Origin of the sequence: Mucilaginibacter phenanthrenivorans (genome assembly GCF_024721155.1) — a bacterium.
Taxonomy (GTDB): Bacteria; Bacteroidota; Bacteroidia; order Sphingobacteriales; family Sphingobacteriaceae; genus Mucilaginibacter; species Mucilaginibacter phenanthrenivorans.
On the sequence record NZ_JAHVAP010000004.1, the window covers coordinates 114064 to 125134 of the forward strand.

10 protein-coding genes are annotated in these 11071 nt (G+C 42.8%); 6 read left to right on the top strand and 4 right to left on the bottom strand.

The window, feature by feature from the left end:
* Positions 1-33 precede the first annotated feature (33 nt).
* Positions 34-477: a hypothetical protein gene (locus KXD93_RS10140; protein ID WP_258136975.1), complete on the bottom strand. Its 444-nt coding sequence runs from the start codon at positions 475-477 to the stop codon at positions 34-36.
* 117 nt (positions 478-594) lie between these two features.
* Here KXD93_RS10140 and KXD93_RS10145 point away from each other — a divergent pair, with 117 nt between their 5' ends.
* A complete protein-coding gene (locus tag KXD93_RS10145) occupies positions 595-1125 on the top strand; it encodes a DUF6036 family nucleotidyltransferase (RefSeq protein ID WP_258136976.1) in 531 nt (176 codons plus the stop codon).
* Complete coding sequence (locus tag KXD93_RS10150) at positions 1122-1295, top strand: hypothetical protein (protein ID WP_258136977.1); 174 nt, start codon at positions 1122-1124, stop codon at positions 1293-1295. The genes KXD93_RS10145 and KXD93_RS10150 overlap by 4 nt, the downstream gene beginning before the upstream one ends.
* A gap of 22 nt (positions 1296-1317) precedes the next feature.
* Here KXD93_RS10150 and KXD93_RS10155 read toward each other — a convergent pair whose 3' ends face one another.
* The 3 genes from KXD93_RS10155 to KXD93_RS10165 all read right to left on the bottom strand — a co-directional run bounded on the left by KXD93_RS10155 (position 1318) and on the right by KXD93_RS10165 (position 5046).
* Positions 1318-2208, bottom strand: a complete 891-nt coding sequence (locus tag KXD93_RS10155) for a helix-turn-helix domain-containing protein (RefSeq protein ID WP_258136978.1) — start codon at positions 2206-2208, stop codon at positions 1318-1320.
* A 291-nt stretch (positions 2209-2499) separates the two neighbouring features.
* Positions 2500-3321, bottom strand: coding sequence for an SDR family NAD(P)-dependent oxidoreductase (locus tag KXD93_RS10160; RefSeq protein WP_258136979.1), 822 nt, complete (start codon positions 3319-3321; stop codon positions 2500-2502).
* A 171-nt stretch (positions 3322-3492) separates the two neighbouring features.
* Positions 3493-5046 (bottom strand): Do family serine endopeptidase, encoded by a 1554-nt coding sequence (locus tag KXD93_RS10165; protein ID WP_258136980.1) that lies wholly within the window; start codon positions 5044-5046, stop codon positions 3493-3495.
* Positions 5047-5307: 261 nt separating this feature from the next.
* Between KXD93_RS10165 and dapF the strand changes: the two genes are divergently transcribed.
* From dapF to KXD93_RS10185, 4 genes are all read left to right on the top strand, one after another.
* On the top strand, positions 5308-6093 hold the full coding sequence (gene dapF / locus KXD93_RS10170; protein ID WP_258136981.1) for a diaminopimelate epimerase: 786 nt from the start codon (positions 5308-5310) through the stop codon (positions 6091-6093).
* Between the two features lie 232 nt (positions 6094-6325).
* On the top strand, positions 6326-6805 hold the full coding sequence (locus KXD93_RS10175; RefSeq protein ID WP_258136982.1) for a hypothetical protein: 480 nt from the start codon (positions 6326-6328) through the stop codon (positions 6803-6805).
* Between the two features lie 292 nt (positions 6806-7097).
* Positions 7098-9998 carry a DEAD/DEAH box helicase gene (locus tag KXD93_RS10180; protein ID WP_258136983.1) on the top strand — a complete coding sequence of 967 codons (2901 nt, stop codon included), beginning with the start codon at positions 7098-7100 and terminating at the stop codon, positions 9996-9998.
* A gap of 170 nt (positions 9999-10168) precedes the next feature.
* Entirely contained in the window at positions 10169-11020 is an 852-nt protein-coding gene (locus KXD93_RS10185; RefSeq protein ID WP_258136984.1) for a dienelactone hydrolase family protein, read from the top strand.
* Positions 11021-11071 lie beyond the last annotated feature (51 nt).

Consider the following 11071-nt stretch of genomic DNA (forward strand, 5'->3'; position numbering starts at 1 on the left):
TTTTACTCGATACATGGAATGCGCGATAGCTATTTAATCTATTAACGAGATATCTAAAAGGCTTTCCAGCTCACCATTATATTTTGATTCTGCTAAAATGTGTTGAACATCGAATGGCAACTGATTGAATTTTAATGGATCAACCGGGGAGGCAACCAAATGGTAATTTGAAGCCGCGAAACGGCTGAAGTCTGTTCTATCGTAAGCAAATAAACCTTTTTCAGCCATTTCAGTAAACGAGGAAAGGTACCACTCGTCTACATTACTTTTGATTGTTTTTTTGAGATCCGGGTTGATAATTATCTTTTTATTTCCAGGTAACTGATCAAAATACGAAAATAACTTTTCAAGATTTCCTTTAGATTTCGCAACAGAAACGGGCAGTTTGGACCCACCTGAAGCAACGAAGGCTATTTTATTTCCATCGGTAAAAAACCAACTAATATCAATGGTCTGTTGTTCAATATCAGTAAACATGTGGTGAATTTATAAAATTACTTCGGCAAAGCAAATACACTTTAGCGTTTCGTCCTTTAACTATTCATAGTTGAATGATGGGCATTGGAAAGGCAATAAATTTGATATATTTAAACAATGTTCGAATTTTTTAAAAAGATAATAGAATGCTTTGATCGCCAGCATATTCCATATATGCTTTCAGGTAGTATTGCCATGGGCATGTATATAATACCGCGTGCTACAAAGGATATTGATTTTGTAATCCACTTACAACCAGGCGACATTGAAAGCTTTGTTGCCCATTTTGCCGGCGCATATTATGTAAGTAAAGATGCTATTATAGATGCAGTTAACCGACAAAGTATATTTAATATAATAGATCACGCATCTGGATTTAAGGCTGATTTTGTGGTGCTTAAAAATAGCGAGTATCGGCTCGCGGAATTTGACCGTAAACAGATAAAGGATTTTTTCGGCCTTAATATCTACATTGTTTCCCCTGAAGATTTATTAATTTCGAAATTAATTTGGATCCAGGAGTGGCAAACCGCCGTACAGATGGAGGATATAAAAAACCTTGCTGTTGTCCCGGGGTTGCAACTGGATTATGTAAGCAACTGGATAAAGAAACTAAATTTGAACACCTTCAACCTGCTTGAATTATGAACGACACCCCGGAATACGTTAAGCAGAAGCAATTAGAGATCTGGCTGGCAAAATCACCGGAGGAAAGACTGCGATTAACCCTGGTAATGAACGATGAATTGTACGCTTTTTGGAATGAGGGAAGGAAAAATGACGTAAAAATCCCACTAAATCCACCCCCATCCAAATGACTAATGACTCAATGACCAATGATTAATTCACCACCTGCTTCCTATACTGATTCGGGCTAATCCCAACCTCCTTTTTAAACAACCTGGAAAAATAAGGCAGGTTATCAAAGCCTAAGGCATAAGCGGTTTCGGCAATATTATTGTCCGATCCCTTCAGTATGTTTTTTGCTTCGGAAATCAAAAATATATGGATCAGCTCAATAGCAGTTTTACCGGTTTCCTGTTTCAGCAGGTCGCTTAAATAGCGGGTTGATAAATTCAACTGGTCGCCCATCATTTTTACTGTAGGCAGCCCTTTTTCCGCAAGCAAGCGCGAGCCGAAATAAATGTTAAGCGCATCGTTAAATTTGGAAACAATTTTGCCACTCAAATCCATCCGGTTGATAAACTGCCTTTTATAAAAGCGTTGGGAATACTTTAATATCGAGTCGATATGCGCGAGCATTATTCCACGGCTATACTCGTCCTGGTTATTGTTGCATTCTGTTTCAATTTTGTGGTAAAGCTCCCAAATTATCTCCTCTTCCCGCGGCGACAGATGCAGCGCTTCGCTCGACTCATATTCGAAAAAGCTGTATCGTTTAATGTCATCATGCAGTACGTGCCCGTTTAAAAAATCCTCATGAATGAATATCATAAAACCATTCTCTTCAAACTCCAAATGCTTTAATTGCATGGCTTGTCTGGGTTTCACAAACGACATCGATCCCGAATCATGGTCGTACTTGGTCCGCCCATACAAAAACATGCCCGACTTTAATTTCTTAAAACCGATGGCATAAAAATCGCCGGTAAACTCCTCCTCCCCTATCGAGCAGGTGTTCTTACACAAGAATAAGCTTAGCATTGGATTTTCCGGCGGCGGGAAACCATTCGCGCGATGTAATTCGGCCAGGGTTTTAAAGTGCTTCATGTTGAATGTTTTATCAGATCAAAAATACAACCGGGGTTGATATAGATGGTAATCTGGGTGTAATAGTTATAGATGGAATTTGTAAAAATCTCTACAATCGTCATTGCGAGGAACGAAGCAAACTCTGCACAGGACAATCAACGAATCTTTATGCTGATAGTGAACTTACAGCGGCTTGATTAGTTATCACATAACTTTTCATTCCAGTGCATGAACAGTTCAGAGATTGCTTCGAAGCCGGTTGCAGGCAACCAGCCTCGCAATGACGATTTATGAGAATATTCAATTTATTTACTTCCCATGTGCTTTAGCAGCAACATCGCTCCATGCTTCCCATTCAGCCAATTTACCGGCATAAACCTGCTTTACCCAAGGCAAGGCAACTTTACCAAGGAATAAACGAAGCGGCGGATTTTCACTGTCTACCAGTTTTAAAACTGCTTCAGTGGTAGCTTCCGGGATACCGAATGCGTCGTTATCTGACATGCCGGCCTGGAATGCTTCACGCACAGGGTTATAAACGTCCATCGGTGTAGTACTGTTTGCCGAAGCGCCCGCCCAATCTGTTGAAAAGCCGTTTGGCTCAATCAATGACACCTTAATGCCAAAGCCCTTAACCTCAGTTGCCAATGTTTCGGTCAAACCCTCAACCGCAAACTTGCTGGCATTGTATATGCCTAAAACCGGCAGGGTGGTAATGCCCAGCACACTTGAAACCTGTACAATGTGCCCATGTCCCTGTGCCCTCATTACCGGCAATACAGCCTGTGTTGCCCATAATAAACCGAATACATTGGTTTCTATTTGTGCACGGGCTTCCTGCTCGGTAGTTTCCTCGATGGTACCAAATAAACCGTAACCTGCATTATTGATCAATACATCGATAGTACCGAAATGCTGTTTTGCCTTTTCAACTGCTGCAAACACGGCATCGTGATTGTTTACATCCAATTGGAGGGGAAGAATTGATTCACCGTATGCGGCAACCAGGTCGTTTAGGGTATCGGTGTTGCGGGCGGTTGCCACTACTTTGTCACCACGTTTTAAAAATGCTTCAGCCCAGATCTTTCCAAATCCACGGGAAGCGCCTGTTATAAAAATTGTCTTTGCCATTGTTTTAATTGTTAAATTTTATAAGACAAATCTATGGCGGCGCACACGAACGGATTTATACAAAAGTGGGGAATAAAGATACATTTGGGGGAGGCAAAAGTTCGTCACAACTCGTGTACAACAAAAAACCCGGCTCAAAGCCGGGTTTCCACTATTTAATCTTTTATTAATTTACTGCACTTCAAAAGGCAATACCAGCCTTGATCCATCAGGATAAAAACCTGAGAATACTACGGTGCTGGTGTTCATGTTCGAAAGCACTTTGTCGATATCGTCAGTCGAATTGATCGGCTGTTTGTTTACCGAAGTAATAACCGAACCAATTGGGATCTCGGCATTATCAAACACACCACCTTCACGAACCTGGGCTACCATAACACCTGAATGGGTGCGGAATTTAGCTTTCTCAGCAGCACTCAATGTTTTGAAGCTTGCGCCCAGCTTATTGTAAAGCTCCTCCGCCGACTTGGTTACTGCCATTTTAGGTGCAGGCGCATCAGCTTTAAGGGTAATGGTGAAGTTCTTTTCGTCGCCGCCACGTAATGCGCTGATTTTGATCTTATCGCCAGGCGCTAAACGACCAACACGTTCCTGTAAATCTGACGACTCATAAACAGTGTTACCTTCAACCTTGGTGATGATGTCACCTTCCTGTAAGCCGGCTTGTGCTGCACCGCTGTTAGGCAATACACTGCTTACATATAAGCCGTAGGTACGGTTAACTTTAAGCTCCTTCGCTTTATCCTGGTCAAGCTCAGCAAAGCTGATACCTACATAGCCGCGTTTTACAGCGCCATATTTCTCAATATCATCCAATACCTTTTTAGCCAAATTGATTGGGATAGCAAAGCCATAACCCTCGTACGAGCCGGTGTGTGATGCAATAGCAGAGTTGATACCGATCAGTTCGCCATTAGTGTTAACCAATGCACCACCACTGTTACCAGGATTGATAGCTGCATCAGTTTGAATGAATGATTCGATCGCCTTGTTCAATCTCGGCTGCTGGGTTTGATATTGTGTACGGCCAAATGGATTTTGATCTTCACCGTTATCCTCACTGCCGATCAGGTTCAGTCCGCGGCCTTTGGCGCTAACAATACCTGCCGTAACAGTCGAAGTCAACTTGAATGGATTACCTACAGCCAATACCCACTCGCCCACCTTAACAGCATCCGAGTTGCCTAACTTTACAATCGGCAGGTTATGACCGTCAATCTTAATTAAAGCTAAATCCGTGTTGGGATCGGTACCAATTACCTTAGCCTGGAATGTTTGATGATCGTTTGTTACGATATCAATTTTTGCAGCTTTCTCAACCACGTGGTTATTGGTAACAATATAACCATCAGGCGAAATAATTACACCCGAGCCAGACGCCATTTGCGGGCCCGAAGGGCGCATCCGCTGACCAAACATCTCGCCAAACATCTGTTGCATTTTGCTTTGCTTATCGTTGTCCGACTGATCTGAATACGTTGTGCGGATATAGACCACCGCAGGGGTAACGGCAGCGGCAGCTTCAGTAAAGTCAACCGAACCGGCTGACGATAGACCCGTAACTGCAGGAGCTGGAGTTAACCGATTACTTGTTGCGTAGTACACCTTTTGTTTATCCTCGAAGCTCATGTTGTCGGCATACTTGTTTTCAATAACCTTGTACGCACCTAAAGCCATGGCTCCGCCAACAAAGGCAGTCAATAGTGTTAAACCAAACTTTTTCATGTTATCTCTCACTTTTCTTTTTATGTTATTTTTTTGTAAAACAAATTTAATACCATATAGACGTGATAACCTATATTAAGTTATCCGTATTTTTGTTAAAATTTGTTAAATCCAAATCAACAGGGACCGGGTAACCGTGTGGTCTGTTGAGATTTACGGATCACGTTTTACGAATTTAAGCTTAATAATTCATTTAATACGGATTTTAAGATCGTAAATCTGAACCCATAAATCATACATAATTATAATATTGAATATCAAATGCTAATCCATTTTTATAAATACCAGGGGGCTGGAAACGACTTTATTTTGGTTGATAATCGCGATAACAGCGTAGATCACCACCATCCTGAACTGATTGCCCGCCTGTGCGACCGTCGTTTTGGGATCGGCGGCGATGGTATTATGTTCCTGCAAAACCTGGAAGGCTATGATTTCGAGATGGTTTATTATAATGCCGACGGCCAGCCAAGCAGCATGTGCGGCAATGGTGGCCGCTGTATCGTGGCCTTTGCCAAACACCTTGGAATAATTGACACCGAAACAAACTTTTTGGCAGTAGATGGCCCGCATTATGCCAAAATTTCAGCCGGTGGCGATTGGGTGAGCCTGCAAATGATAGATGTTGATACGGTAAACCGCGATAATGATGCCTATGTTTTAAATACCGGCTCACCGCACTACATCACCATGGCCGAAAACCTGGAGGATAAGGACGTTTATACCGAGGGTCGTGCCATCCGAAATAACGATACCTACCGCAAGGAAGGCATCAATATCAACTTTGTTGAACCAACCGCTGATGGCTACTTCGTCCGCACCTTTGAGCGCGGCGTAGAAGATGAAACCTTTGCCTGCGGAACCGGCGTAACAGCAGTTGCCCTTGCTATGGCCAAACACAATAACAAAACCGGCCATATCAATACCCCGATAAAAGTATTGGGCGGCAATCTGAATATCCGCTTTGATTATAACGGTGAGAAGTTTAGCAGCATATTTTTGGAGGGTCCGGCGGTGAAGACGTTTGAGGGGGAAGTGGAGATTTAGTTTATGGACCATAGTCGATGGTCCATAAACGCTTTCACTTATTGCAAATTCTAATTACGTTTGAATTCTGCTCATATAACGCATTATAATATTTATTATCACCATTATGTTATTCCCTGACCTTCTCAATAAAATTGCTAAAAAACTATTGTGGCTTTTTTTGTCAATCACTTTTTTTCATTGTCAATCATACGCACAACAAGTTGTAAAACCGAAATTTAAAAAAATAATAATGGTTGATTACAGCATAAAAAAATCAGGTAACACGCAGAAAGTTGTTATAGAGACTTACAAAGAAATCAATGAGGTTGGGCAATTCCATTATGCTGCCAGCATGTATAATGGAATTAGAGATACTACTTATCTATTATCCGATGAGGTCGTAAACATGTTTAACAAAATATTTAACGGAAGTAGGAAAATTCAATCGTATATGGTAATTAATAAGTTGCCAGAAAACGTGCATTATGCCGGCGGATTTATGTGGTTTAGCTGCACGTATCCTGACAACACAACAGACAGTTTTCTCGTAGTTCCGCCTTTTATGGATCCAAGCTTTGAGCGCCTTATATTCTATGATTATAAATGGCCTTCAAATTTAGCTTACAAAGGAAAAACCATTAGAAAACCTTTAATTGAAAAGGAAATTCTAAAATATCACAATGCCTGCAAATATCTGCCCAAGATCGAGCAATCACCAATTATACAATGATTTAATGAAGCTTTCTGACACCTTTTAGAAATTCAGCTCGTACCAATCATCATTTTAAATTGCGAGGTCGGCCTGCCACGTGTAAGACGCGAGCATCCCGTCTCTACAAAACACAAATCAACAGTACGCTCCATCTTCCTCACAAAACCAATGAACTAATGAGCCATTAAATTAATCCACATCCCCCATTGTTAACAACTATTTAACACAAAACATTTTTACTTACTGCAAATTCTGTTTACGTTTGAATTTTTTGTTGATGTAGCTTCTATTAATTTTTTACTATAGAACTATGTTACGCGTCGACAGCAGCAAACCTTGCCAGATAATTTATGCTATTGCAAAGCATGAATACTTGTCGTACGTTATTGAACCACACATAGTTCAGTTAAACCCCAACGGCGAATTTTCACTAACCCACCAGCGTTTGTTCAGTAACACTGCAAAGGAGTTTATCCATTGTATCGATGAGGTTGATGTGAAGCTGATCAAGATATTGGAGGAAATGGAGCAGGGCAACCTGATCAAAAAGTTCTATAAAAAGCCCATCCGCCCGTTTGAGTTTTTCACAAAGATCTTTAACGAACAGCTTTTCGATACCCTGCGCCCCAAAATAGAAAAACGCATGGCCGAGGCCTTAGCCTTATTAAAGGACAAGCCGCTATACCAAATGAGCAAGGAGGGCTACCCCGCCGAGCGTAAGTTACAGATAGCGCCCGAGGTAGCCACTGTACTGTTCCATTTCAGGCGGAATGAAGAGGAGATCAGGTATTTCCCTACCATAAAATACCAGGGACTGCGCATCGAGTTCATGTTTAAAAATGCAGAGATCATCTGCAACCATCCTGCATGGATGCTGCTGGATGACACACTGTACCATTTTGAAAAGGAGATCGAGGGTAAAAAACTGTTTCCGTTTTTAAACAAGCGCTATATCGCTATCCCAAAATCATCGGAACAATCTTACTTCGAAAAATTCGTAGCGCCGCTTATCGAGAAACACCATGTATATGCCGAAGGCTTCACCATCAATACTGAAAAATACGATGCACGGCCAGTGATAAAACCTATTTATGTGGAGGGGGGCACTTCGCAACTACAGCTTTATTTTAAATATGCGGGCTATGTTTTTCCTTATGGCGATGAGCGGCTCATCTCCGTACGCATGGAGCGCGTAGGCGATGATTATACCTTTCACCGCATTAAAAGGTCGGTTTCCTGGGAGAAAAATAAGTTTAATCATTTAGAGTCGCTTGGGTTAAAAACGGCATCGTCGTTGTTTAAAAACCTGGAGGTAGCCACCAATGATGAGGATGCCGACCAATCCTTTTCCGTATTTGAATGGATCAACCAGCATTATGATGAGCTGATTGAGCAGGGCTTTGAAATTGAGCAGCCTGATTCCGGCAGCCAAAAACGTTATGTATTTGGTACCAGCAAAATCGACCTGGCCGTTAAGGAAAACAACGACTGGTTCGATATTGAAGCCATTGTATATTTCGGGGCCTACAGTATTCCTTTCATCCAGTTAAAAAACCATATCCTCAATCATAAAAAGGAATTTTTATTACCATCTGGCGAGATCGCCATTATTCCCGAAAAATGGTTTTCGCAATATGGCAACCTGCTGCATTTTACCGATGGAGGTGACCATTTAAAGCTTCGCCGCCATCACATCGGCCTGGTAAATGAACTTGCCGAAGGCGAAATGGCCAGTGTAACCATGACGCGCAAGCTGCAAAAGCTTTTGGATTTTGAGGAACTGGAAGACATCGGCCTGCCGGAATATTTCGAAGGTAATTTAAGGCCCTATCAAAAGGCCGGCTACAACTGGTTCCACTTTTTAAAGAACTATCATTTTGGCGGATGTTTGGCGGACGACATGGGTTTGGGTAAAACCATCCAAACGCTGGCACTGCTGCAAAAACATAAGGAAGATACAGAAGCAGCAGGTGGAAAGGCAACCTCGCTGGTTATCATGCCGACCTCGCTCATTTATAACTGGCTGAACGAAGCAAAAAAATTTACCCCCCAGCTAAGGTTAATGGTGCATACAGGTACGTTCCGTTATAAATCGCCGGAGGTGTTTGCCAATTACGATGTAGTAATCACCACCTACGGCATTAGCCGCATAGATATTGACCTGCTTACTGCCTATTTTTTCGACTATGTAATCCTGGATGAAAGCCAGAACATAAAAAACCCATCGTCAAAATCGTTCCAGGCGGTAAGGCAATTAAAGTCGCGATTTAAACTGATCCTGAGCGGCACGCCTGTGGAAAATTCGGTTAATGATCTGTGGACGCAGATGTCGTTCATCAATCCCGGTCTGCTGGGCGCGCAACAGTTTTTTGTGAACGAGTTTGTAACGCCGATAGAAAAGAAAAAAGATGAGGAAAAAGCCCGCAAGCTGCAGGCACTAATAAAACCTTTTGTACTACGCCGAACGAAGGAGCAGGTGGCAACCGAGCTTCCGCCAAAGATCGAAAACTTGTTCTATTGCCAGATGAGCGAGGAACAGGCCGAAGTTTATGAAAAGGTAAAATCGGAATACCGCAATGAGCTGTTAAAGAGTTTGGAGGATGGCACCTTTGCCAAAACCCAGATCCAGGTGTTGCAAGGCTTGATAAAGTTAAGGCAGATCGCTAACCACCCCATCATGATCGACCAGGATTATGAGGGCGATTCGGGCAAGTTTGAGAACGTGGTGCATACCCTTGCCACCGTACTGGAAGGGAATCACAAAGTGCTCATCTTCTCCCAATTTGTAAAGCAACTGAATATTTACCGGGAGTACTTTGATACCGAAAAGATCCCGTATGCCTATTTGGACGGCTCCACGCAAAACCGCGGCGACGTGGTGAAACAGTTCCAGGAGGATGAAAAAACAAGGGTGTTCCTTATCTCGATAAAAGCCGGCGGTGTAGGCCTCAACCTTACCGAAGCTGATTACGTTTTCATTCTCGATCCGTGGTGGAACCCAGCCGTTGAACAGCAGGCCATCGACCGTACGCACCGCATCGGCCAAACCAAAAATGTGTTTATCTATAAGTTCATCACCAAGGATACCGTTGAGGAAAAGATCCTTGCCTTACAGCAGCGCAAGCTCAGCCTTTCACGCGCATTGATTACCACCGAGGAAAGCTTTATCAAATCACTTTCGGTGGATGATATCAGGGAGATTTTGAAGTAGGGGTAAGTCCGAAAGATGCAATTCTTGTTGCTGTCGGTTTTAACCGGCAGGTTGGCTTAAATAGCTTTTAGCTAAAAAACGAACTAAGACATTTCAACGTTCACCATCAAACAAAATTATCCCGATATTGGTTGTTCAAACACCCATCGATAAAAATAAAACAACATAGTATGAAAAAGTTTTTACTCCTAACCGCTATTCTATTTAGCGGAGTGCTTGCATTCAGCCAGACTAAGGCGCCGGTTGTTTGCCATGGTCCTGCAACCGCGACACAGCAGTTTGCCATGCTGGCCGACGACGACAAATTCGTGATGTCGCACAAAAAACCGCTGCCTTTGCATTTTCAAAGCAGCATTGGCAAAGCCATTACCTACAAAACTGCCGACGGAAAAACGGCAGGTGCTTATGAGCTGAAGGCAAAGAACCCGACAAACAACTATATCCTGGTGGTGCATGAATGGTGGGGACTTAACGACTGGGTGAAAAAAGAATCTGAAAAGATCTATAATGACCTTGGCAATGTAACTATCATCGATCTTGACCTGTACGACGGTAAAGTGGCCACAAACCCCCAGGACGCGGGTAAATACATGCAGGGTCTAAGCGAAGACCGTGCAAAGGCTATCATCAACGGCGCAATTGCCTACGTTGGCCCTAAGGCACACATCGCTACCATTGGCTGGTGCTTCGGCGGCGGGTGGAGCTTACAAACCACCATCCTCTCAGGCAAACAGGCGGTAGCCTGTGTTATGTATTACGGCATGCCGGAACAAAACCTGGCCGCATTAAAAGCGCTAAATTGCGATGTATTGGGCAATTTTGCCAATAAAGATAAATGGATAAACCCAAAGGTAGTAGCCAAATTTGAGACCGATATGAAAACCGCGGGCAAAAAGCTAACCGTTAACAAATATGACGCTGACCATGGCTTTGCCAACCCCAGTAATCCCGTATACAGCAGCGATGCCACCAAAGATGCCTACGGAAAAACTATTGCGTTTTTTAAAGCGAGGCTGAAGTAGTTCATGGTTCATAGTTGATGGTTCATAGTAAAAAGCAGAACGGCTAATCTG

Excerpts from the sequence above, each read along its gene's own strand:
- KXD93_RS10140 (WP_258136975.1), bottom strand. The coding sequence starts at position 477 with ATGTTTACTGATATTGAACAACAGACCATTGATATTAGTTGGTTTTTT.
- KXD93_RS10145 (WP_258136976.1), top strand. The coding sequence starts at position 595 with ATGTTCGAATTTTTTAAAAAGATAATAGAATGCTTTGATCGCCAGCAT.
- KXD93_RS10150 (WP_258136977.1), top strand. The coding sequence starts at position 1,122 with ATGAACGACACCCCGGAATACGTTAAGCAGAAGCAATTAGAGATCTGG.
- KXD93_RS10155 (WP_258136978.1), bottom strand. The coding sequence starts at position 2,208 with ATGAAGCACTTTAAAACCCTGGCCGAATTACATCGCGCGAATGGTTTC.
- KXD93_RS10160 (WP_258136979.1), bottom strand. The coding sequence starts at position 3,321 with ATGGCAAAGACAATTTTTATAACAGGCGCTTCCCGTGGATTTGGAAAG.
- KXD93_RS10165 (WP_258136980.1), bottom strand. The coding sequence starts at position 5,046 with ATGAAAAAGTTTGGTTTAACACTATTGACTGCCTTTGTTGGCGGAGCC.
- dapF (WP_258136981.1), top strand. The coding sequence starts at position 5,308 with ATGCTAATCCATTTTTATAAATACCAGGGGGCTGGAAACGACTTTATT.
- KXD93_RS10175 (WP_258136982.1), top strand. The coding sequence starts at position 6,326 with ATGGTTGATTACAGCATAAAAAAATCAGGTAACACGCAGAAAGTTGTT.
- KXD93_RS10180 (WP_258136983.1), top strand. The coding sequence starts at position 7,098 with ATGTTACGCGTCGACAGCAGCAAACCTTGCCAGATAATTTATGCTATT.
- KXD93_RS10185 (WP_258136984.1), top strand. The coding sequence starts at position 10,169 with ATGAAAAAGTTTTTACTCCTAACCGCTATTCTATTTAGCGGAGTGCTT.